This is a genomic window from Dermacoccus sp. PE3 (assembly GCF_001021715.1).
GTDB classification, from domain to species: domain Bacteria; phylum Actinomycetota; class Actinomycetes; order Actinomycetales; family Dermatophilaceae; genus Dermacoccus; species Dermacoccus abyssi.
Genome location: NZ_LDCM01000001.1, coordinates 127,763 through 150,847, shown reverse-complemented (window position 1 = coordinate 150,847; position 23,085 = coordinate 127,763). Strand labels below are relative to the sequence as shown.

The following is a 23,085-nucleotide window of genomic DNA, read 5'->3' as shown; positions in this document are numbered from 1 at the left end:
CCCCACACGATCCGTCGGCGTGATCCGTCGGCGCTTAGGAGGCACGCCATGTCCCCGACTCTGCACCCCCGGCTCGAGCCGGTCCGCGAGACGATCCTCAAGCGCAACCCCGGTGAGGCCGAGTTCCACCAGGCCGTGGACGAGGTCCTCATGAGCCTCGGCCCCGTGCTCGAACGCCGCCCCGACTACGTCGAGGCCAGCATCATCGAGCGCCTCGCCGAGCCCGAGCGTCAGATCATCTTCCGCGTGCCGTGGGTCGACGACCAGGGCCGCGTCAACGTCAACCGCGGCTTCCGCGTCGAGTACAACTCGGCCCTGGGCCCGTACAAGGGCGGCCTGCGCTTCCACCCGAGCGTCTACCTCGGCATCGTGAAGTTCCTCGGCTTCGAGCAGATCTTCAAGAACTCCCTCACCGGCCTGCCCATCGGCGGCGGCAAGGGTGGCGCCGACTTCGACCCCAAGGGAAAGAGCGACGCCGAGGTCATGCGCTTCTGCCAGTCGTTCATGACGGAGCTCTACCGCCACATCGGTGAGTACACCGACGTCCCGGCCGGCGACATTGGCGTCGGCGGCCGCGAGATCGGTTACCTCTTCGGCCAGTACAAGCGCATCACCAACCGCTACGAGGCGGGCGTGCTCACCGGTAAGGGCCTCTCCTGGGGCGGCGCCGCGGCGCGCACCGAAGCCACCGGCTACGGCACGGTCTTCCTCACCCAGGAGATGCTCGCGACGAAGGGCCGCTCCTTCGACGGCACGAAGGTTGTCATCTCCGGCTCCGGCAACGTGGCCATCTACGCCGCGCAGAAGGTCGCCCAGCTGGGCGGCACCGTCATCGCGATGAGCGACTCCGGCGGCTACGTCGTCGACGAGAACGGCATCGACCTCGAGATCGTGCGCGACCTCAAGGAGAACAAGCGCGCCCGCATCAGCGAGTACGCCGACCTGCGCAAGCAGTCGACGTTCGTCGCCGACGGCTCGATCTGGGAAGTCGCCTGCGACGTCGCGCTGCCGTGTGCCACGCAGAATGAACTGTCGGCGGACGCGGCGAAGACGCTCGTCAAGAACGGCTGCATCGCCGTCGCCGAGGGCGCGAACATGCCCACGACGCCGGACGCCACCGACATCCTCCAGGAGGCCGGCGTCCTGTTCGCACCGGGCAAGGCTTCCAACTGTGGCGGTGTCGCCGTCAGCGCTCTCGAGATGCAGCAGAACGCCTCGCGTGACTCGTGGAGCTTCGAACACACCGAGCAGCGCCTCGAAACCATCATGAAGGGCGTCTTCGAGCGCTGCCAGAGCACCGCCGACGAGTTCGATGTGCCCGGCGACTACGTCAAGGGCGCCAACATCGCCGGCTTCGTCAAGGTGGCCGACGCCATGCTCGCCCTCGGCGTCGTCTGACCCGGGCGCTTCGCCGCAGAGCCCGCTCGAACCTAGCGTTCGGGCGGGCTCTGCGCGTTACAGCCGCCAACCGGTGCGGTAGCCGTGCAGCGCCGCCCGAAGGATCTCGGGCAGCTCGCGCTGGTACTTGAAGATCGTCGGCACGGTCCACACCTGGGTACCGACGACTGCCGCGTCGGCCCGGGCCAGGCCCCGCGCGACCGCCCCCGACGTCGCACGCCGGAGATCGGCCGCCTCGGGCGTGAGGACACAGTTGGTCATCGACGTACTCCGGTGACGGAACTGGCTGACCTCAGCGACGTTCTGCCACGCCAAGGCTGCAACCTGGCGCCCATCGCCGCGCAGCACGCGTACCCCCTCGCGTTCGATGACGAGCGTTTGGCGACGTAGGAACTGGATCGTCAACGACGGGATGCCGAGCACCCCGAAGAACAGCACCGCGACGAGGCACACCCACGAGCCCGGTGTGCTCGTGAACGCGCCGAGCACGCCGCGCTCGCCGATGACGACCGTGAGACCGGCGCCGCCGATGGCCGTGAAACCGAGCGCGCCGACCATGCACGCCACGAGCTTGCCGGTGCTCGACGCGATACGCGTCGCGCCCGTACGCCACAGCTCCTGCACGTGGGCGTCGATGATCTCGGGGCGCGCCTTCATGCCTCCCAACCTAACGAAGCGGTAAGCGCCTGCGGCCCCGTTGCAGGGGAGGGACTTCTACCGTGGGTGGCATGGACGCGATCAACCTCGGACGCAGGATTCAGGGCGACATCTACGGCGCCGGTGTCTACGGACGCACCCCGGTGGTTCCCGTCGAACCGGGGCGACTGCGCGAGGCCACCCGCAAGGCGATGAGCGATCGTGCGTTCGCCTACGTCGACGGCAGCGCGGGACGGGGACGCACGAACGACGCCAACGTCGAAGCCTTCGGGCGCTACCGCGCGGTGCCCCGCATGCTGCGCGACGTGCGTGAACGCGACCTCGGCGTCGACCTCTTCGGCCGTCGCTACGCGCACCCGCTCCTGCTCGCGCCCATCGGCGTCCTCGAAATGGCGCACCCGCAGGCCGAGCACGCCGTGGCGAAGGCCTCCGTGGCCACACAGACGCCGATGATCCACTCGACGCAAGCCAGCGTCGCCATGGAGGAGGTCACCGCCGAACTCGGCGAGACGCCGCACTGGTACCAGCTGTACTGGAGCAACGACGACGACCTGGCCCGTTCGCTCGTCCAGCGCGCCGAGGCGTGCGGTGCGGAGGCAGTCGTCGTCACGCTCGACACGCACCTCATGGGGTGGCGGCCTGAGGACCTCGACCTCGGGCACCTGCCGTTCGCGCGTGGCCAGGGCCTCGCGCAGTACCTCAGCGACCCGGTCTTCATGGCGCGGGTCGAGGAGCGCGCAGCCCGCGGATCGGCCCGACCGACCGAACGTCCGACGCCCGCGGCGGCCCGCTCGCTGGTGTCGATAGCCCGGCACTACCCGGGCGACCTGCGCGAGAACCTCCGTTCACCGCTGCCGCGCGCCGCGGTCGAGACGTTCCTCGACGTGTTCCCCTCGAGCGGTCTCACCTGGGACGACCTGGCCAAGCTGCGCGAATGGACGTCGCTCCCGATCCTGCTCAAGGGCATCCAGAGCGTCGACGACGTGCGCCTCGCCGCCGACCAAGGGCTTGACGGCATCGTCGTGTCGAACCACGGCGGTCGGCAGGTCGATGGCGCCGTCGCCTCGCTCGACGTCCTCGCGAGCCTGGGTGACGAGGTCGGCGATCTCACCGTGCTCTTCGACTCCGGGGTGCGCTCGGGCTCGGACGTTTTCACGGCGCTCGCGCTCGGGGCAGACGCCGTCATCCTCGGGCGGCCCTACGTCTACGGTCTGGCGCTCGCGGGCGCCGAAGGGGTGCAGGCCGTCGTCGAGCACACCCTCGCCGAGCTCGACCTCACGATGGCGCTGACGGGTCATGCGTCCGTGGCCGAGATACACCGCGGCGCGCTCGCTCGGTGACCGAACGAACGCGCCGCGACGAGGCTCGCGCTCAGGAGCGCGGGTGCTCCGCGAGGTACTCGGCGACGTAGTCGACATCCTTGTCGCCGCGCCCCGAGAGGTTGGCGACGACGATGCCGTCCTCGCCCAGCTCGCGAGCCAACTTCATGGCGTGGACGATGGCATGCGAGCTCTCCAGCGCCGGGATGATGCCCTCCACTCGCGAGAGGGCGCTGAAGGCATCGAGGCACTCGTCGTCCGTGGCCGTCACGTACGTGACGCGGCCCAGCGACGCGAGGTACGCGTGCTGCGGGCCCACGCCCGGGTAGTCGAGACCGGACGCGATGGAGTGCACCGCCGACGGCTCACCGGACTCGTCCTGCAGCACCGTGGTGGCCATGCCGTGCAGGGTGCCGGGGGTGCCCTTCGTCATCGTCGCGGCGTGACGGCCGGGCACCTCGACGCCCTCGCCGGCCGGCTCGACGCCGTAGAGCCGGACGCCCTCGTCGTCGAGGAAGCCGCTGAACAGGCCCATCGCATTCGACCCTCCACCGACGCACGCGACCGCGGCGTCCGGCAGGCGGCCCTCGAGCGACAGGATCTGCTCGCGCGCCTCGCGCCCGACGACCGACTGGAACTCGCGCACCATCGACGGGTACGGGTCGGGGCCGACGACGGAGCCGATGCCGAAGAAGACGTCCTCGAAGTCACGGGCGTAGGTGTCGAACGCCGAATCGACGGCCTCCTTGAGCGAACGCCCGCCGAACTCGACCGGCACGACCTTCGCGCCGAGCATCTCCATGCGCACGACGTTCGGGTGCTGCTTGGCGACGTCGATCGCACCCATGTGGATCTCGCACTCGAGACCCATGTACGCGGCCGCCGTCGCGAGAGCGACGCCGTGCTGGCCGGCACCCGTCTCCGCGATGAGCTTCTTCTTTCCCATGCGCTTCGCGAGCAGGGCCTCGCCGAGGCAGTGGTTGATCTTGTGCGACCCGGTGTGGTTGAGATCCTCACGTTTGAGGTAGATGCGCGCGCCGCCGACGTGGCGCGTCAGGTTGTCGGCAGGGAACAGCACCGACGGACGGCCCGCGTAGAGCGTGAGCAGACGCTCGTACTCGCCGAGGAACGTCGGGTCGGCCTTCGCCTCGGCCCACGCGCGTGCCACCTCGGCCATCGGCTCCTCGAGGTGCGGCGGCACGAAACGGCCGCCGTACTCACCGAAGAAGCCTTCTGCGTTCGCGTCGTACGAGGTCATGGTCGAACTTCCTTTCGCGGGTGGGGCGTGGCACGACCGTAACCGGCATAAGGATGCTCGCCGCACCCTCGAGCCGCGGACGGGCCGGCCGTCTCAGCCCGTGATCGTCACGGGGCTGCGTCGGGCGGTGGTCAGGCCTGAGAGGCCGAACTCAGCGTCTGCTTGACGTCCTCTTGAGCACCTTGCCGACCTCCGAGCGCTTCAGGCCGGGCCACACGGAGACCTCCTTGAGGGCCTTCACGCTGCTGATGCGTTCCTTCGTGAAGGCCGCCACCTGCGCCGGATCCGGGATAGCGCCGGGCGTCGGCTGGACGACAGCGACGACCCACTCGCCCCACTTCTCGGGGCGTCAGCCGTGTTTCGATGCCTTCGCGTTCTCCTTCCGAGGTCTTCCAGCACCCGGGCACGGTCCAGTCGCTGCTCGAGCCGGCCCCGCGTGACGAGGTCGCCGCCATCTACGCCCGGTTGGAATCGAGCGGGCGTGTGTGCTCCTCGACGCGCTGGTTGCTCCGTCGACAGCGTGACGCACCAAACTTTTCCTCTTGTTGACCAAAAGGGGTTCAATCGGGCTACTCTTTCTCCGGCACGACTTTGTGCCTAACTGACGAAAAGAGTGCCCATGTCCATGACGACCGAACACCGAACTCGCGAGGAGCGCCTCGACGCCCTGCCGTTCAACCGTCGTCACCGTTCGTTGCTCGTCGGCTCCGGCCTCGGCTGGGCGCTCGACGCCATGGACGTCGGCCTCATCTCCTTCCTCATGGTTGCCGTGAAGAAGGAGTGGGGCCTGTCGACCACCGACCTGTCGTGGCTCGCGTCGATCGGCTTCATCGGGATGGCGATCGGCGCCGGTGCCGGTGGCGCCCTGGCCGACCGCATCGGCCGCCGCACGGTCTTCGCCGGCACGCTCGTCGTGTACGGCCTTGCAACGGGCCTGTCAGCCCTCGCACCGACGTTCCTCGTGCTGTGCGCTCTGCGCTTCGTTGTCGGTCTGGGCCTCGGCGCCGAACTGCCCGTCGCCTCGACGCTCGTGAGTGAGTACGCGCCGCGCCGACTGCGGGGCCGCATGGTCGTCGCTCTCGAGTCGTTCTGGGCCGTGGGCTGGCTGCTCGCCGCCGTCATAGGCTTCACCGTGGTGCCGCGCGAGAACGGGTGGCGTTGGGCCATGCTCCTCGGCCTCGTGCCCGCGCTCTACGCGGTGTGGGTGCGTCGAGGCCTGCCCGAATCCGTGCGCTTCCTCGAACGCGCCGGACGTGAGGAGGAGGCCGAGCGATCCGTCCGCGAGTTCGAATCGGCGTCCGGCATCGAAGCTCCGAAGAGCGCCGCCGTCGCGCCGACAGACCACGAGGCTGCGCCCAAGCCGAAAATGACCGATGCCTTCGCGCCGGCCTACCGCACCCGCACCGCCGCGCTGTGGACCACGTGGTTCGGCGTCAACTTCGCCTACTACGGCGCGTTCCTGTGGATTCCGACGTTCCTCGTCGCCGGTGGCTACCCGGTGGCCAAGTCGTTCGGCTTCACGCTCATCATCACGATCGCGCAACTGCCCGGGTACCTCGCGGCCGCGGTGCTCGTCGAGAAGATCGGCCGACGTCCCACGCTCGCCGCCTTCCTCGCCGGCTCCGCGCTCTCGGCGCTCGCGTTCGGCAACGCCGGCTCCGAAGCCACGATCATCGCGGCCGGATGTGCACTCAGCTTCTTCAACCTCGGCGCCTGGGGTGCGCTCTACGCCATCACGCCGGAGATCTACCCGACCGCGATCCGCGCCGCGGGTGCCGGAAGCGCGACGGCGTTCGGCCGCATCGCGTCGATCGTCGCGCCGCTCATCGTGCCGGTCGTCTTCACCGAGCACGGCGAGGTGTGGACGTTCGCGCTCATCGCGTTCGCGTTCGCCGTCGCCACGGTGGCGTCACTGCTCCTGCCCGAACGACGTGGCGCGAGCCTCGAGGAGGCCTGAGCAGGCTCGTTGGGTGTCGCTCAGGCGCCCACGCGCTCGTCCTGCGGATCGCGCAGGGCGGGCGTGAACGCCAGCGCGGTGAGCAGCAGGCCCGCCACGAGCGGTAGGAGCATCGCGCGCTGAATGTCGAAGTGTGAGCTGAGGTAGCCGATGACGCCCGGCCCGGCCAGGAACGCGGTGTACCCGAAGCCGGTGACGATGGCGAGCACCCGACCGCCGCCGATGTGGCCCGCGATCGCGTAGATCTGCGGCGCGATCATGCCGACACCCAGGCCCACGAGCAGCCAGCCGGCGAGGATGACGGGCAGGGACGACGCCACCACCGTCACCGCGAAACCGGCGACGGCCACCGGAGCTCCGAATCGGACGACCGCGACGCGTCCGTAGCGGCGCACGAGCGCGTCGCCGACGAGGCGGATGACGACCATCGTCGCCGACACCGCGACGAGACCTGCTGCGCCGGTGCCGGCGTCGACCTTCGCGACGTCGGTGACGTGGATCGAGGCCCAGTCGATGGCCGTTCCTTCGGTGAAGCCGAAGAACAGGGCCATGACGCCGAGCAACCACGCCTGCGGCGGGATGCCCGTGGCCTTCGTGGACGCCGAAACGTCGGCCTTATCGGTCTCCTGCGCGCCTGCGTCGTCGTGGGGGGCCTTGGGGGTGCGGGCCAGCAGTGCGGCGAGCGCGAGGAGCGCCGCGACGGCGATGACGATGAGGGCCGAGCGTGGATCGGCGTCGTCCTGCATGCGGGCGAACGCCACGACGATGACCGCGCCGACGAAGCCACCGAGCGAGAAGAATGCGTGGAAACGACTCATCGCCGGTATGCCGGAGGCCTTCTCCGCGTCGATGCCGAGGGCGTTCATCGCGACGTCCATGGTGCCGTTGCTCGCACCGATGAGCGCTCCCGCGAGGACGAGAGCCACATAGTTCGGTACGAAGGCGAGGAGTCCGACAGCCGCAGCCATCGCGACGCCGCTCACGAGAGACGGCAAGCGTGGGGTGATGCGGTCGGAGACGCGCCCGCCGATCTGCATCGAGACGATGGCGCTCGCGCCGGTGACGAGGAGAACGGCGCCGATGCCGCCCGCGTCCGTACCGACGCGCTCACGCAGGCCCGGCAGCGAACCGCCCCATGCGCCCATCATCACGCCGTTGACTAAGAAGATCGCGAAAACGGCGCGCACGAGCGCACGTCCCTGCTCGCGCGTGAAGGCTGTGGGGGATTCAGGCATATCGACCATTGTGACGCGCGGCCCTAGGCTGGTCGAATGGACGACAAGGCGATGCTCAAGACCTACCTCGACTCATTGCGTTCCGCGGTGTTGTGGAAGCTCGAGGGGCTCGACGAGTGGCAGGCGCGATGGCCCATGACGTCGACGGGCTCGAACGTCCTCGGCATCGTCAAGCATCTTGCTGCGATGGAGTACGGCTATCTCGGCATCGTCTTCGGCCGCCCCGGCGAGGAAATGCCCTGGATCGGGCCGGGTGCGGAGCCCAACGCCGACATGTGGGCGACCGGGGAGGAATCGATCGAGGACGTCGCGCTCCTGTACCGCCGCGCTGTTGCCCACGCCGACGCGACGATCGATGCCCTCGATCTTGAGGCTCCGGGTAGCGTGCCCTGGTGGCCCCAGCCCGACGTGACGCTGCACCGGATTCTCGTTCACCTTGTCGTCGAAATCGCTCGGCACGCAGGGCATCTCGACATTCTGCGTGAGCAGCTTGACGGACGCGTGGGGTTGCGTGAGGCGAACCCGAACCTGCCGTTCGGTGACGACGCGTCGTGGGCCGACCACGTCGATCGGCTGCGCGACGTTGCCATCGAGGCCCAGTGGCCGGGAGCTCGCGCCGGCCTCTACGCATTCCCGGGTCCGCTACGCGACACGCTGCTCGCCGCCATCATCAGCGGTACGAAGAGTTCCACGTCGGCATTGCTGGAGGGGTACCGCGCGGACGGTGAGCCGTTGCCCGTCGTGGGGGAGCGTGAGGTGCTCATCTCCTCGACCGGCCTGCCGGTCGGCATCACGGAGACGACCGAGGTGCGCGTCGTCAGCCTCGACGAGGTCGACCTCGATCACGCCCTCGACGAGGGTGAAGGCTTCCGGGACGTCGCCGAATGGCGGGAAGCGCACGAACGTTTCTGGACGAGTGACGACGTGCGCGCCGAGTTGGACGACCCGAACTTCACGGTGAACGACGACACCCAGGTTGTCCTCCAGCGCTTCGCGCTCGTGAAGAAGCTCTGAACGCGCCCTCTGGTTGACTGGGCACAGCCGCTCGATTCCACCGCAACGCAAGGAGAAGTCATGCGTGTCGCCATCGCCGGCTCGACCGGCCTCATCGGAACCAAGCTCGTCGAGCTGGCTCGCTCCGACGGTCACGACGTCGTCGAGGTGTCGCGTTCCTCCGGCTTCGACCTCACGGACGAGGCCGTCCTGCCCCGCCTCGCCGAGGCGCTCGCGGACGTGGACGCCGTCGTCGACGTCACGCAGGGCGCGAGCTTCGAGGAGGACGAGGCGGTCAGCTTCTTCCGTTCGGTGGCCGGCCATCTCGGCCAGGCAGCTCACGAGGCCGGCGTGCGACGCACGGTCGTGTTGTCGATCGTCGGCATCGAGGAGAGCCCCGACTACGGCTACTACGTCGGCAAGGTGGCACAGGAGAAGGCCCACCGGGAGAACTCCCCGGGCGTCCTCGTTCTGCGCGCCACCCAGTTCCACGAATTCCCGGGCCAGATGGTCGAGTGGTTCACCACCGACGGCGTGGCCGACGTCATGGACGTGGAATTCCAGCCGGTCGACTCCGCCGAGGTCGTTCGTCTGCTGCTCGAGATGGCGACGGGGTCGTTCGACGACGATGTCCAACTCGCCGGGCCGCGCACCGAGAGCCTCGTCGGCCTGGCCCGCGAGCACGTTGCGGCCAAGGGGCTCGATGCCACGGTGAAGCCGGGCGAAGCGCCCGCATCCATGGCCGAGGGCGGCATGTTGCCGCGGCAGGAGGACGCCGTCATCGTGCGTGGCCGCTCGTGGCACGAGTGGATGGATCAGGAGAACTGACGCTCCCGCGCTGATTTCGGCGCGTGGCGCGAACAAGGGGCGCCGCACTCGTCGTGAGTGCGGCGCCCCTCGTCAATCGTGGTCGTGGCTCAGACGCCCGCGGTCCGACGGATCCAGGCGCGGTGGCCGGTGATGTTGGAGTAGTTCGAACCGGCGTGGATGTTGCTGCCCGGGTCGGCCGTGTCGCCCGTCGAGCAGACGCCCACGATCTGACCGTTGATGACGAGCGGGCCTCCGGAGTCACCGTGGTTCGAGGCGCCGTCGATGCCCTGGACGTGGATCGCGCGGCCGCGGTAGGCATCCGTGCTCGAGCCGAGGACGGTGACGTTCGCCTTGAACAGGCCGGTGGGCTGCCGGCTGTTGGCGCGAAGGCCGTAGCCGCTGATGACGCCCGTCTGCCCACGCTGCGCCGTGTACGAGCTGGCGATCGGCATCGGGTTGACGCCGACCGGCTTGGCGAGGTGGACGAGTCCGACATCTCCGTAGGGGGAGTTGACGAGGCGGTCGCCGGAGACCGGCGTGCCGGGATTCGTCGTCGAGTTGGAGGTGTAGACCTTCATCCGGCTGCTGCCCTCGGTGCAATGACGTGCGGTGAGGACCCACTGCGCGGCGATGACCTCGCCGGTGCAGCCGTACTGACCGCCGTCCTGCGTGAAGACGAGTTGTACGACGGACGGGTTGGAGGCCTGGGAGCCTCCGACGATGTACTCGGGCTTGTCGACCGTGGGGGAGGCGCCTGCCGTGGGGGCGAGCGCGAAAGCCATGGTCGTGCCGGCCGCGGCAGCGGCGAGGCGGAGCGTCGGTCGGGTCATTTTCATGCCTCTCTCGCGTCGACCCCGGGAGGTGGGGTCGTGAGTGCCCACAACGCTTACATAGGCGATGCAAAGAGAGTGCGTGAGCGAGGTCACAATAAAGTTACAAATTGTGAACCGTGGAACTATGTTGGTCAGTCGAGGAGATTGTTTTCCGTCTCGAACTCGACGCGCAGCGACTCGAGGAAACCGACGAACGTCGCGCCGAGTTCGCTCAGTTCCTCACCCGTGCCGCGCTCGACGTCGACCCAGCGCGTCGGGTGGCCGGGAACGACACCGAAATCCCAGTCCTCACCGCGACCGAACACGCACGCCTCGCCCACCTTCGTCACCGAACTCGGGTGCAGCACACGCAGGTACGGGCCAGGACCGCCGTCGGCGGTGAGTACCTGGCCGTTGAGGGTGGCTGACGTCAGCCAGAAGGCACGCAGGTCGTCGGGGAACGTGACGCCGAGGGCCTCCTCGGCGTGAGCGATCTCGTCCTCGGTGGCGGGGGTGTCGAGTTGGTCGGACGCGAAGTACTCGGAGTAGGACATGGCGCCAGTCTGACATTCCCCGAGCCCTCCCGCGCCACGTCGGTCGAAGCGCTCTGGGGTCCTTGCCGAAGGCTATCGGGGCGAGCTTCTCCGTCGCCCGGCCGCAGGCCGCACCGCGTGTGGAAGTGGGGGCTGGAGCGTGCCTAGAGTGAAGGTATGGCTACGCGTACTGAATCCGACAGCATGGGGCAGATCGAGGTCGACGAGGCGGCGTACTGGGGTGCTCAGACCCAGCGCAGCATCGAGAACTTCGACATCGGCCGCGACACCTTCGTGTGGGGTCCGGTGATGGTGCGGGCCCTGGGCATCCTCAAGAAGGCTGCAGCCCAGGCGAACGCCGAACTCGACCAGCTGCCCGCCGACGTCGCCGAACTCATCGAGCGTGCGGCTGACGACGTCATCGAGGGGCGTCTGAACGATCAGTTCCCGCTCGTCGTCTTCCAGACGGGCTCGGGCACGCAGTCCAACATGAACTCCAACGAGGTCATCTCCAACCGCGCCATCGAACTGGCCGGCGGCGAGCGCGGCTCGAAGAAGCCGGTTCACCCCAACGACCACGTCAACCGCGGCCAGTCGAGCAACGACACGTTCCCGACGGCCATGCACATCGCCGTCGTCCTCGACCTCGTGGAGCGCCTGTACCCGGCCGTCACCGAGTTGCGTGACGTGCTCGCCGCCAAGGCCGACGAGTTCGCGGACATCGTCAGCGTCGGCCGTACGCACCTGCAGGACGCGACGCCGATCATGCTCGGCCAGGAGTTCGGCGGCTGGGTGGCCCAGCTCGACTTCGCGCTGGAGCAGGTGCGTCAGGCGGAGCAGGCCACGCGCGCTCTCGCGATCGGCGGAACGGCCGTCGGCACGGGCCTCAACGCCCACCCGGACTTCGGCAAGCTCGCCGCGAAGAAGATCTCCGAGATCTCCGGCCAGGAGTTCCGTCAGGCCGACAACCTCTTCGCCTCGCTGTCGGCCCACGACGAACTCGTGGCCGTGTCCTCGGCGCTCAAGCTGCTCGGCGGCGCGCTCATGAAGATCGCCAACGACGTGCGCTGGCTGGCCTCCGGCCCGCGTAACGGCATCGGCGAACTCAACATCCCCGAGAACGAGCCGGGCAGCTCGATCATGCCGGGCAAGGTCAACCCGACGCAGGCCGAGGCCATGACGATGGTCGCGACGCGCGTGTTCGGCAACGACGCCACGGTGGGCTTCGCCGGCTCGCAGGGCAATTTCCAGCTCAACGTCTTCAAGCCCGTCATGGCGCACGCCGTGCTCGAGAGCATCCGCCTCATCTCCGATGCGTGCCGCTCGTTCACCGAGCACTGCGCACGCGGCATCGAGCCGAACCGCGAGCGCATCGAGGCGAACCTTGCCTCCAACCTCATGGTCGTCACGGCCCTCAACCGCCACATCGGCTACGACAAGGCGGCCGCCATCGCGAAGAAGGCCCACAAGGAGGGCACCACGCTGCGCGAGGCCGCAGTCGCCTCCGGTGAGGTCTCGGAGAAGGACTTCGACGCCTGGGTCGTGCCTGCCGACATGACGCACCCGTCGGCCTGACCCGCACACGCGAAGCCCCGGAGACGCCAAGGCTGTCTCCGGGGCTTCGTCGCGGCTGCTCGGCCGCCGCGACGTTCGTCAGGTCGCGCGCAGGTTCGCGTCGTCGACAATGCGCCCGAGCACCTCGGCCGAGTGGGCGAGGCCGGCTGCTTCGGCGTCGGTCAGGCTGAGTTCGACGACGCTGCGCACACCCTTGCGCCCCAGTACCGCAGGCACACCGAGGTAGAGATCGGTGACGCCGTAGGGCCCTTGCAGGTACGTCGAGATCGGGATGGCTGCGTACTCATCGCGAAGGAGCGCCCGGGTGATCCGCGCAAGGGCCATGCCGATGCCGTACGACGTCGAGCCCTTGGCGTCGATGATCTGGTAGGCGGCGGTGCGTGTTTCGTCGAAGATGCGCTCGATCTCGTCGCGTCGGCCGGGCACGGCGTCGAGGTCCCGCGCGAGGGGAGCACCGGCCACGTTCGCCGACGACAGCGCGGGCACCTCGGTGTCGCCGTGCTCCCCGATGATCGCGGCGTGCACCGACGTCGGCGCCACGTCGTACAGCTCACCGAGCATGAAGCGCAGACGCGCGGTGTCGAGCGCGGTGCCGGAACCGATGACGCGCTCCGACGGCAGGCCGGAGAACTTCCACGTCGCGTACGTCATGACGTCGACGGGGTTCGTGGCGATGAGGAAGATGCCGTCGAAGCCTGTCTCCATGACCGAGGCGACGATGGAACGGAAGATTTCGACGTTGCGGCCCACCAGGTCGAGGCGGGTCTCGCCGGGCTTCTGTGCGGCGCCCGCCGTGATGACGACGACGTCGGCGTCCGCGCAGTCGGCGTATTCGCCCACGGTGACGCGGGTCGGTGTCGGTGCCCAGACGACACCGTGGTTGAGGTCCATGACCTCGCCGAAGACCTTCTGCTCGTTGATGTCGATGATCGACAACTCGTGCACGAGGCCCTGGTTGACGAGGGCGTAGGCGTAGGCGACGCCGACGTCTCCGGCACCGATGAGAACGACTCGATCACTCATGAATCCACCGTAGGTGGGCCGGGTGAACGCCAGGTGATCGACCGGGCGTCAACGGGATTCGAGCGCGACGCCCTCGGAGCCCGGAACGAACTGTACGGACGCCAGGGATGCGACGACGGCGTCGGCGTCGAGCACGTCGGCGGGCGTCGTCGACGTGAGCGCGAGCGTGGCGCATCCGGCGGCCTTGGCGGCAGCGAGACCGCTCGGCGCGTCCTCGACGACGAGGCAGTGGGTTGGGTCCACGCCGAGGCGCTCGGCGGCGAGCAGGAACGGATCGGGGTGCGGCTTGCCGCGCTCCACGTCGTCGAACGTGACGACGACGTCGGGCAACGGAATGCCCGCTGCGGCGAGTCGGGCGAGGCCCAGCTCGCGCGTCGCCGACGTCACGACGGCGCAGCGCTTCGGGCCGATGGCCTCCACGGCCTCGATGGCGCCCGCGATCGCACGGACGTCGTCAGTGTCGGCGACCTCAAGTTCCGTGATGCGCGCCAGCGCGGCCCGTGCGTCGAGGTGCGGGGCGATGCTCGCGATGATGCCGGCCGCAGGCACCCCGTGGTGGCGGCCGAGCAGGGTGGGATCGATGTCGTATTCGCGAGCCCACGCGAGCCACGAGCGTTCGACCGCCGGGGTGGAATCGACGAGCGTCCCGTCGTTGTCGAAGAGGACGGCGGCGTAGGTGCGCCCGGTCAGAGCGGTGAGGTCGTCGAGCGTGGGCATGGGCTCATCCCATCATGTCGACGCGGGACGCTGAAGGGCACGCACCGCGAGCTGCGGCGCGTGCCCTTCGGCGAACGATCAGCGGGAACGATCAGTTGCTCGAGCGGTTCTGCAACGACGCGGCGAGCACGGCCGACACGTCCTGCGGCGTCTTGGCCGTGTAGACCGTGCCACCGCTGCCGGTGATCTTCGCGATGTCGCTCAGTTCCTTCGTGTTGACGTCCTCGCCGATCGCGAGCGTCGAGATGTCGACGGGGCGCTTCGGGTCGACGGCTTCCCGCAGCTTCTTCTTGAGCTCGCTGAGCGACAGGCCGCCCTTCGGGTCGTCGTTGCGGCCGTCCGTGACGAGCAGGACCGTGCTGATCTGGCCGTCCTTGTAGTCCTTCTGGGCGGCCTGGTAGGTGGCCCAGATGGTGTCGTAGAGAGCGGTGTCGCCCTTGACCCGCTGCGGAAGGGTGTCGATCGAGGCCTGGATGCGCTTGAGCTTGGCAGGGTCGGAGATCGGCGACATCGGAATGCGCTCCTCGTAGTCCTTCTTGCCGTCGAGCTCCGTCGAGAACTCCCACACGGCGATGGACGTCGATGCGGGCACCAGGGAAAGTCCGTGCTTCGTCGCCTTGGAGACAGCCTCGATACGGCTGACGCCGCGGGTCTTCTCGCGCATCGAACCGGACACGTCGACGACTGTGGTCAGACGCAGCGGCTTGGTGGCCTCGGCCCAGCTGGCGACGACCTGGCTGACCGTCTGGTCGCTGGCACCGGAGGTGGTGCGCACCGAGCCCGCGCCTTGGGGCGCGTTCGACGGCGGCTTCGAACCGTCGGCCGAGCGGTATCCGGCGCCGGCGAAAGCCTTCTGTCCCTCGGCGGAGGTGAGGCGCGTCATGAGTTCCTCGTAGGCGGCGTCGGTCTGGGGGTCGTCGGCGATCATCTTGGCCGCGCTCACTTTGACGAGCGGTGATCCACCCTCGAGCCCGATCTCGGCGAGCTTGGTGGAGCTCTTCGCGTTTCGGGCAGCCAGTGCGGCCTCCGAAGTGACGTACGGGGCGTTGGACGGGATGCTGTCGCGCGCCGTGAGAGCCAGCTGGCCGAAGGCCTCACGCGCCTTCTGGTTGTCCGTGCCGAGCGCCTGGGACGCAGCCGTCACGGCGAGGGCGCTCGCGCGGTCGCGGGAGACGTCGGCGACGGTGAGGGCCGGCTTGGCCGAAAAAATCTTCGACCAGGAGGCCTCGTCCCCGCCGAGCTTCTTCAACTGGTCGGCCGGACCGCTGATGACCGCGGGCGACGAGGCGAAAGCCGTGCCGGGCGTGATCTTCGCGCCGGAGGCCTTCGACGCTTCGTCGAAGGTGCCGGGGTTGTCACTGACCCAGATCTGGGCACTCGGGGAGCCACCCTTGATCTGGTTGAGGGTTTCCGAGTCGGTGGCGGCCTGAACCGAGTACGTGCGCTCGCAGCCCTGATCGTCCTTGCCACCCTTGTACCCCTCAAGGGCCTTCGTGAGGGGGCCGGACAGCGTCGGGTTCGCGGTGATCGTGATCTGGGCTCCGGCGCACTTGTCGCCACTGGCGGCGGCGTTCTCACCGTTACCGCCGTTGTCGTCACCCGCCTTGTTGCAGGCCCACGCTCCACCGCCGATGGCGAGGAGGGCAACGACCACCGCAGCGACGGTCTTGCCTGAGTTGGAGCGCGCGGACTCGCGACGGCGCGCAGAACGGCTCGTGTAGTCGGCCTCAGTCACGATGAACCTGCCTGGGGAGCGAAGCGACGGCGGCTGCTGCACCCACCGGCGCGTCGCCCGCACGGCCGTGCTTCGTGAGACGACTATGTCGTGCGTCTCACGCCGGTAGTCTAGGGCGTCGGCGTGATCGAACCTCGAGCACCGGCTGTCGGGGGCTCACAGGGCCTTCCCGGCGGGGGTGGTCAAGCTCACGGCACAAACCGGTGAGCCGTGAGCGTTACGTCAGTACTGTCACGCTCGACCCGCAAGCCAGCAGGAAGGCTCCTTGACATGCTCCGCACGATGATGCGCGCCAAGATCCACCGGGCGACGGTCACGCATGCCGATCTGCACTACGTCGGCTCGTGCACGATCTCCGCCGACCTCATGGAGGCCGCGGATCTTCTCGGAGGTGAACAGATCGACATCGTCGACGTCGACAACGGCAACCGCCTCACCACCTACGTCATCGAAGGGCCGCGCGGCGAGGGGCGCATCGGCATCAACGGCGCTGCCGCGCACCTCGTGGGCGTCGGCGACACGGTGATCCTCATCGCGTACGGCCAGTTCGGCCCGGACGAGCTCGCCGCCCACGAACCCCGCGTGGTGTTCGTCGACGGCGACAACCGCATCGTTGAGAAGGGCAGCGACCCGGCGCACGCGCCGCAGGGCTCCGGCCTCGTCGACCCGCGCGAGGGCTGACCGGTCGCAGGTGCCGTGTCGCAGACGTGACACGACGGGCAGTGTCGGGCTCAGCCGACGCCGGTGCCGACGAGCGCGCCCACGCCGAAGGTGATGGCCATGGCGAGCAGGCCGCCACCGACGTTGCGTACGACGGCGCGCTGGGGTGCCGCGCCGCCGAGACGGGCACTGACGAAACCCGTGACGGCGAGCGCCAGGACGACAGCGACGACGGTCACCGGCACCCGCAGGTTCGTCGGGGGCATCAGGATGGCGAGCAGCGGCACGAGAGCACCGAGCGCGAAGGCGAGGAAGGATGCACCCGCGGCGCTCCACGGGTTCGTCAGGGCCTCCGGATCGAGGCCGAGTTCGGCCTCGGCGTGGGCCTTCAGAGCGTCCTTCGCCGTGAGTTGCTCCGCGACCTGACGGGCGAGCTCCGGCTCGAGCCCCTTGTCGACGTAGATGTCAGCCAGCTCGTCGAGTTCCTCGTCGGGAAGGTGTGCCAGTTCCCAACGCTCCTTGGCGATGAGGGCCCTCTCGCTGTCGCGCTGCGTGGAGACGGAGACGTATTCGCCTGCTGCCATCGACAGCGCGCCCGAGACGATGCCCGCGATGCCGGCGACGAGAATGGGCGTGCGCTGCGTCGTCGCGCCGGCCACTCCCATGACGAGACCGGCGACGGACACGATGCCGTCGTTGGCGCCGAGCACCCCGGCACGCAGCCAGTTCAACGTCGAAGCGTGAGTGGCATCATGCGGCTCTCCGGCATGCGCGGCAGGTGCGGAACTCGTCATGATCGTCAGTGTGAAGAACGAGCCTGCCCGCGCCAAGGTAGGAAAGCCTTGTGTAATTCGCCGGAGCGCCGACATGGTCACCACAGCGGCCGCAGCTCACGCCGCCGACGCCAGCGCCTCCGCCACCTCCATCGGCCGCGTGCACTTCTGAGCGCTGCGTGCGGTCGCGGCAGGTGTCGGACGATGTGTGCCTCGTCATGCACCGAACGACGTGTCCTCGAGCACGGAAAAACCCTGCGACAATGGGAAGTATGGCTTTGAAGTCCCGTAACGACGTCCGAAACGTCGCGATTGTCGCCCACGTTGACCACGGTAAGACCACCATGGTCGACAAGATGCTCTGGCAGGCCGGCGTCTTCGCCGAGCGCGCCACGGTCGAGTCGACCGGTGAGCGAGTCATGGACTCGGGTGACCTCGAGCGCGAAAAGGGCATCACGATCCTCGCGAAGAACACCGCGATCCACTACAACGGCCCGGCGGCCAAGGAAGTCGCCGGGCTCGCTGACGGCGAATTCGTCACCATCAACATCATCGACACCCCCGGCCACGCCGACTTCGGTGGCGAGGTCGAGCGCGGCCTTTCCATGGTCGACGGCGTCGTCCTGCTCGTCGACGCGTCCGAGGGCCCGCTGCCCCAGACGCGCTTCGTGCTGCGCAAGGCACTCGACGCGAAGATGCCGGTCATCCTGTGCATCAACAAGGTCGACCGCCCCGACGCGCGCATCGGCGAGGTCATCGACGAGGTCTACGAACTCTTCATGGACCTCGACGCCGACGAGGACCAGATCGAGTTCCCGATCGTGTACGCCTCGGGCAAGAACGGCATCGCTTCGATGACACGCCCCGAGGACGGCACGCTGCCCGAGGGTGACTCGGTGGAGCCGCTGTTCCGCACGATCCTCGACACGATCCCGGCGCCGACGTACGACGACGAGGCGCCGCTGCAGGCCCACGTCACGAACCTCGACTCCGACAACTTCCTCGGTCGCCTCGCGCTGCTGCGCGTGTTCAACGGCGAGATCGCCAAGAACCAGCAGGTCACGTGGTGCAAGGCCGACGGCACGCAGCAGAAGGTGCGCATCACCGAACTGCTCATGACCGAGGGCCTCGAGCGCAAGCCGTCCGAGAAGGCCGCTGGGCCCGGCGACATCATCGCCGTCGCCGGCATCTCCGACATCACGATCGGTGAGACGCTCGCCGACGCGGAGAACCCGATCCCGCTGCCGCTCATCACGGTCGACGAGCCGGCCATCTCCATGACGATCGGTACGAACACCTCGCCGCTCGTCGGCAAGGAGCGCGGCACCAAGGTGACGGCGCGCCTCGTCAAGGACCGCCTCGACAAGGAGCTCATCGGTAACGTCTCGTTGCGCGTTCTGCCCACCGAGCGTCCCGACGCCTGGGAGGTCCAGGGCCGTGGTGAGCTCGCGCTCGCCATCCTCGTCGAGCAGATGCGTCGAGAGGGCTTCGAGCTCACCGTCGGCAAGCCGCAGGTCGTCACGCGTGAGATCGACGGCAAGCTGCACGAGCCGACCGAGCGCCTCACGATCGACACCCCCGAGGAGCACCTCGGTGGCATCACGCAGCTGCTCGCCGCCCGCAAGGGCCGCATGGAGCAGATGACGAACCACGGCACCGGCTGGATCCGCATGGAGTTCGTCGTGCCGGCGCGTGGCCTCATCGGCTTCCGTACCGAGTTCCTCACCGAGACCCGCGGTACGGGTATCGCGCACAGCATCCACGAGGGATATGAGCCGTGGTTCGGCGTGATCACGACGCGCGTCGCCGGCTCGCTCGTCGCCGACCGCAGCGGCCCCGTCACGTCGTACGCGATGGTCAACCTGCAGGAGCGTGGCGTCCTGTTCGTCTCCCCGGGCACCGAGGTGTACGAGGGCATGATCGTCGGCGAGAACAGCCGCGCCGACGACATGGACGTCAACATCACCAAGGAGAAGAAGCTGACGAACGTTCGCGCGTCGTCGGCCGACAACTTCGAGAAGGTCATCCCGCCGAAGCAGCTCTCCCTCGAGCAGAGCCTCGAGTTCTGCCGCGAGGACGAGTGCTGCGAGGTCACGCCGACCGCCGTGCGCATCCGCAAGGTCGTGCTCAACGCGAACGAGCGTGCTCGCGCCACGTCGCGTGCGAAGAACGCGGCCAAGAGCTGACGCTCCGTGCCTGACGAAGGCGGTCACCCTCTCGGGGGTGGCCGCCTTCGTCGTTGCCGGGGACGCTTCACGAACGCTTTGCGTTTCGATCGATCCCGTACGAAGGTTGACCTCATGGCCCGTCTGCTCTTCGTTCACGCACATCCCGACGACGAATCGCTGTGGACGGGCGTCGCGTTGGCCCATCATGTCGCCGCAGGCGACGAGGTGCACGTGCTCACGTGCACGCTCGGGGAGGAGGGCGAGGTCATCCCCGACGACCTCAAGCACCTCGAACTTCCCGCAGGCGAGGCGCGTGATCCTGACGCAGCCGACCCGCTGGCCGAGGTGCGCCGCGACGAGTTGCGCGCCGCAATGGAGGCCATGGCCGTCACCTCGTCGGTCGTCGTCGGCGACGAGGAGTTCCGTCGCCTCAGCGGGCGCGAGTCGGCGCCTGCGTTCCGCGACTCCGGCATGGCCGGCACGCCGTCCGCCGCGCACCCGCGCGCCTTCGCGAGCTGTGACATCGACGCCGTGGCGGCCGATGTTGCGGCCTACGTCGATGCGCTCGCCCCGGACGTCGTCGTCACCTACGACGAGCAGGGCGGCTACGGCCACCCCGATCACATCCGCACCCACGACGTCACCGTCGCCGCCGTCGCGGCGTCGCGAACACAGCCGCAGCTGTTCATCACGCTGACGCCGCGCTCGTGGGCCGTCGAGGACCGGGCCTGGCTGCACGCGATGTGCTCCCCGCAGTTCCTCGAGGAGACAGGCTTCCTCGTGCCCTCGGCCGACGACCCGTTCCCGCCGTCCGTCGCGGAGGACGCCGAGGTGACGCACGCCGTCGTCGACGAGCAGGCCGTCACAGCGCAGATCCGGGCGCTTCGAGCCCACCGCACGCAGGTCACTGTCGCCGACGAGGTGTACGCCCTGTCCAACGACATCGCTGCGCGACTTTCCGGACGTGAGGGGTACGCCCGCTATGACGCCGAAGCGCGTGCACGTGTCGGTGCCGCGGCTCCCGGCGAGCACGCCGGGCCGGGAACCGACGGCCACCGAGCACCCCTGGTGACGCGATGAGCAGCCACCACGAACCGGTCGACCCGGACCACTACCGCAAGGCCATCGGGCGATTCGCCACGGGCGTCAGCGTCGTCACGACGAAGGCCGGCGGTCTTGATCACGCCATGACGGTCAACTCCCTCACGAGCGTTTCGCTCGAGCCCGTCCTCATGCTCATCAGCGTCGAGCGCGAGGCACGCTTCTGGGATGCCGTCATGGAGTGCGGCGAATGGGGTGTGTCCCTGCTCGGTGCGGACGCTCAGAAGACCGCGAGTTGGTTGTCGACGCGTGGCCGCCCCCTGCACGGGCAGCTCGACCGCGTCCCGCACCACCGTGGCGAGGTCACCGATGTCGCCCTCCTCGACGGTGCGCTGGCAGAGTTCGAGTGCCGCACGACCAGCACGCTCGACGCCGGCGACCACACGCTCGTCGTCGGTGAGGTGCTGTCGCTGGCGATCGGCGACGACCCCGGCGATGCCCTCACGTACTACCGCGGGGCCTTCGGTCGCCTCGTATGACACTCGTTCGGGTGAACGGCGGCGCGTCGAGCGTCAGAGTGCACGCCGCAGCCTCGAACTCGTGTTGCAATGGGTGTTCACACGACGAACGGTATTCAAGGGGTTTCAGTGAGCGACGACGCACGGAACGCATCTGCGCGCCGAGGGAAGAAGGGCCTGCTCATCGGCAGTGGCGTCGGTGTCGTCGCTCTCGCCGCGGCCGCCTACGTCGGCGCGTGCTACCACTACAAGGACGCCATCCCCGAGGGCACGACCGTCGCGGGTAAGAGCATCGGTGGCATGACGTCCGAACAGGCCACCCGCCAGGTCCTCACGCTCAAGCACCCGAACGCCTCGACGAAGGCGAACGTCACGGCCGGCGATCAGTCCTTCGACCTGGCGCCGGCATCCGCGTGGAAGCCCGACGCCGAGAAGACCCTCGACGGCGTCACCGAGTTCAGCCTCTCCCCGGGCCGACTGCTCGATCAGATCAACGGCGGAGGCGAGAAGATCGAGCCGGTGTACTCCGTCGACAAAACCGCCCTGACGACCTTGGTCAAGAAGGCTGCGGAGTCGAAGATCGACGGTGCTCCGAAGCAGGGACGCGTCAAGTTCATCGGTGGCAAGGTGTCCATCGTCGACGGGGCACCGGGCCACGGCGTCGACGAGAAGAAGGTCGCCGACGCCATCGCGAGCGGCTGGCCGAAGAAGACGGACTACACGACCGAGCTCGTCGAGAAGAACTCCGACGCCTCGGACAACGCCGTGCAGGCTTTCGCGGAGGGCGACGCCAAGAAGGCGATGTCTGCCCCGCTGGAGGTCAGTGCCAACGGACAGAGCGTCACCCTGACGCCGGCTCAGGTCTCCGACGTCATCTCCTCCACGACCGGGTCCGACGGCAAGCCGGCGATCAAGGTCGACACCAAGGCTCTGCTGACGACGGTTCTCTCGCGCGGCGACAAGATGCGCGTTCCGGCAGTCGACGCCAAGGTCGTCTGGAAGGACGGTCAGCCGTCCGTCGTCGAGGGTCGTTCGGGTAAGGAGATCGACGAGTCGAAGGTCGCCAAGATCGTCGGTGACGCCCTCGTGGGCGATCACAAGGCCACGCTCGCCATGAAGGAGCAGAAGCCGGCGGTCATGGCCAAGGACGTCAACGTCGAGGCACTGCCCAGCACCTCCATGGCTCACTTCGAGTCGCCGTTCCCCACGGGCCCCAGCCAGCAGGCTCGCATTCACAACATCACGACGGCCATCAACCGCCTCAACGGCATCGTCGTCCAGCCCGGCGAGCAGTTCAGCCTGCTGCGCGCCCTCGGGTACGAGTTCACGAAGGAAGCCGGCTACGTCGAGGCGGGCACGCTGCAAGGTGGGCTGCACCTCGACGGCATGGGTGGCGGCGTCTCGCAGGTCTCGACGACGATGTACAACACGGCGTTCTTCGCCGGGGTCCAGCTCGATGAGCACACGGCGCACGCCGTGTACATCTCGCGCTACCCGATGGGTCGCGAAGCGACGATCTGGAACCCCGGTATCGACAACAAGTGGACGAACGACACCGGCAAGCCCATTCTCATCAAGGCCCACGTCGAGTCGAACAAGGTCGTCATGGACTTCTACGGCACGAAGAAGTACGACGTGGCCACCCGCACGAGCGGCAAGTACAACATTCAGCCGCCCAAGCACCGCACGGTCAAGAACGTCAAGGGTTGTGAGAACACGGTCGGTGGCGGTGTTCCGGGCTTCGACGTCGACGTCTACCGAGAACTGAAGTCGGGCTCGACGACCGTGCGTACGGAGAAGATCCACACGAAGTACAAGCCGGACGACATCATCACGTGTCAGAACTGAGGCGCGCGCAGGCGACGTCTTGACTCGTGACAGGGTGACGCGCCCACGAGCGTGC

Annotated in this window: 20 protein-coding genes; 11 read left to right on the top strand and 9 right to left on the bottom strand. The window is 68.3% G+C overall.

Going from position 1 to position 23,085, the window contains the following annotated elements:
• Positions 1-48 precede the first annotated feature (48 nt).
• Entirely contained in the window at positions 49-1,398 is a 1,350-nt protein-coding gene (gene gdhA / locus AA983_RS00700; protein ID WP_047310339.1) for an NADP-specific glutamate dehydrogenase, read from the top strand.
• A gap of 57 nt (positions 1,399-1,455) precedes the next feature.
• On the opposite strand, the gene AA983_RS00695 is transcribed toward gdhA, so the two are convergent.
• Positions 1,456-2,055, bottom strand: a complete 600-nt coding sequence (locus AA983_RS00695) for a hypothetical protein (protein WP_047310338.1) — start codon at positions 2,053-2,055, stop codon at positions 1,456-1,458.
• 71 nt (positions 2,056-2,126) lie between these two features.
• Here AA983_RS00695 and AA983_RS00690 point away from each other — a divergent pair, with 71 nt between their 5' ends.
• On the top strand, positions 2,127-3,395 hold the full coding sequence (locus AA983_RS00690; protein WP_047310337.1) for an alpha-hydroxy-acid oxidizing protein: 1,269 nt from the start codon (positions 2,127-2,129) through the stop codon (positions 3,393-3,395).
• 31 nt (positions 3,396-3,426) lie between these two features.
• On the opposite strand, the gene trpB is transcribed toward AA983_RS00690, so the two are convergent.
• Positions 3,427-4,632: a tryptophan synthase subunit beta gene (gene trpB / locus AA983_RS00685; RefSeq protein WP_047310336.1), complete on the bottom strand. Its 1,206-nt coding sequence runs from the start codon at positions 4,630-4,632 to the stop codon at positions 3,427-3,429.
• Positions 4,633-5,251: 619 nt separating this feature from the next.
• Between trpB and AA983_RS00680 the strand changes: the two genes are divergently transcribed.
• The gene (locus tag AA983_RS00680) at positions 5,252-6,589 is read left to right on the top strand and encodes an MFS transporter (protein ID WP_197078914.1); all 1,338 of its coding nucleotides are present in this window, start codon (positions 5,252-5,254) and stop codon (positions 6,587-6,589) included.
• 20 nt (positions 6,590-6,609) lie between these two features.
• Here the strand turns inward: AA983_RS00680 and AA983_RS00675 are convergent, their stop codons facing one another.
• Positions 6,610-7,824, bottom strand: coding sequence for an MFS transporter (locus AA983_RS00675; protein ID WP_047310335.1), 1,215 nt, complete (start codon positions 7,822-7,824; stop codon positions 6,610-6,612).
• A gap of 36 nt (positions 7,825-7,860) precedes the next feature.
• Here AA983_RS00675 and AA983_RS15730 point away from each other — a divergent pair, with 36 nt between their 5' ends.
• Both AA983_RS15730 and AA983_RS00665 read left to right on the top strand, forming a co-directional pair.
• Complete coding sequence (locus AA983_RS15730) at positions 7,861-8,838, top strand: DUF664 domain-containing protein (RefSeq protein WP_082128602.1); 978 nt, start codon at positions 7,861-7,863, stop codon at positions 8,836-8,838.
• Between the two features lie 60 nt (positions 8,839-8,898).
• On the top strand, positions 8,899-9,645 hold the full coding sequence (locus tag AA983_RS00665; RefSeq protein WP_047310334.1) for an SDR family oxidoreductase: 747 nt from the start codon (positions 8,899-8,901) through the stop codon (positions 9,643-9,645).
• Between the two features lie 89 nt (positions 9,646-9,734).
• On the opposite strand, the gene AA983_RS00660 is transcribed toward AA983_RS00665, so the two are convergent.
• Complete coding sequence (locus AA983_RS00660; RefSeq protein ID WP_047310333.1) at positions 9,735-10,457, bottom strand: trypsin-like serine protease; 723 nt, start codon at positions 10,455-10,457, stop codon at positions 9,735-9,737.
• A gap of 134 nt (positions 10,458-10,591) precedes the next feature.
• On the bottom strand, positions 10,592-10,993 hold the full coding sequence (locus tag AA983_RS00655; RefSeq protein ID WP_047310332.1) for an SMI1/KNR4 family protein: 402 nt from the start codon (positions 10,991-10,993) through the stop codon (positions 10,592-10,594).
• A 156-nt stretch (positions 10,994-11,149) separates the two neighbouring features.
• On the opposite strand from AA983_RS00655, the gene fumC reads away from it, so the two are divergent.
• Positions 11,150-12,547, top strand: a complete 1,398-nt coding sequence (fumC, locus tag AA983_RS00650; protein WP_047310331.1) for a class II fumarate hydratase — start codon at positions 11,150-11,152, stop codon at positions 12,545-12,547.
• 78 nt (positions 12,548-12,625) lie between these two features.
• Here the strand turns inward: fumC and AA983_RS00645 are convergent, their stop codons facing one another.
• From AA983_RS00645 to AA983_RS00635, 3 genes are all read right to left on the bottom strand, one after another.
• Entirely contained in the window at positions 12,626-13,570 is a 945-nt protein-coding gene (locus tag AA983_RS00645; protein ID WP_047310330.1) for an L-lactate dehydrogenase, read from the bottom strand.
• Between the two features lie 48 nt (positions 13,571-13,618).
• Complete coding sequence (locus tag AA983_RS00640; protein ID WP_047310329.1) at positions 13,619-14,287, bottom strand: HAD-IA family hydrolase; 669 nt, start codon at positions 14,285-14,287, stop codon at positions 13,619-13,621.
• 91 nt (positions 14,288-14,378) lie between these two features.
• A complete protein-coding gene (locus tag AA983_RS00635) occupies positions 14,379-16,022 on the bottom strand; it encodes a VWA domain-containing protein (RefSeq protein WP_156170116.1) in 1,644 nt (547 codons plus the stop codon).
• Between the two features lie 270 nt (positions 16,023-16,292).
• Here AA983_RS00635 and panD point away from each other — a divergent pair, with 270 nt between their 5' ends.
• Entirely contained in the window at positions 16,293-16,703 is a 411-nt protein-coding gene (gene panD / locus AA983_RS00630) for an aspartate 1-decarboxylase (RefSeq protein ID WP_047310327.1), read from the top strand.
• Between the two features lie 50 nt (positions 16,704-16,753).
• On the opposite strand, the gene AA983_RS00625 is transcribed toward panD, so the two are convergent.
• Positions 16,754-17,476: a VIT family protein gene (locus tag AA983_RS00625; RefSeq protein WP_047310326.1), complete on the bottom strand. Its 723-nt coding sequence runs from the start codon at positions 17,474-17,476 to the stop codon at positions 16,754-16,756.
• Positions 17,477-17,727: 251 nt separating this feature from the next.
• Between AA983_RS00625 and typA the strand changes: the two genes are divergently transcribed.
• From typA to AA983_RS00605, 4 genes are all read left to right on the top strand, one after another.
• Positions 17,728-19,641, top strand: a complete 1,914-nt coding sequence (gene typA / locus AA983_RS00620; protein ID WP_047310325.1) for a translational GTPase TypA — start codon at positions 17,728-17,730, stop codon at positions 19,639-19,641.
• A 114-nt stretch (positions 19,642-19,755) separates the two neighbouring features.
• Positions 19,756-20,703, top strand: coding sequence for a PIG-L family deacetylase (locus tag AA983_RS00615; RefSeq protein ID WP_047311053.1), 948 nt, complete (start codon positions 19,756-19,758; stop codon positions 20,701-20,703).
• Entirely contained in the window at positions 20,700-21,203 is a 504-nt protein-coding gene (locus AA983_RS00610) for a flavin reductase family protein (protein ID WP_047310324.1), read from the top strand. The genes AA983_RS00615 and AA983_RS00610 overlap by 4 nt, the downstream gene beginning before the upstream one ends.
• Before the next feature lie 108 nt (positions 21,204-21,311).
• A complete protein-coding gene (locus AA983_RS00605; RefSeq protein WP_047310323.1) occupies positions 21,312-23,030 on the top strand; it encodes a VanW family protein in 1,719 nt (572 codons plus the stop codon).
• Positions 23,031-23,085: the final 55 nt, after the last annotated feature.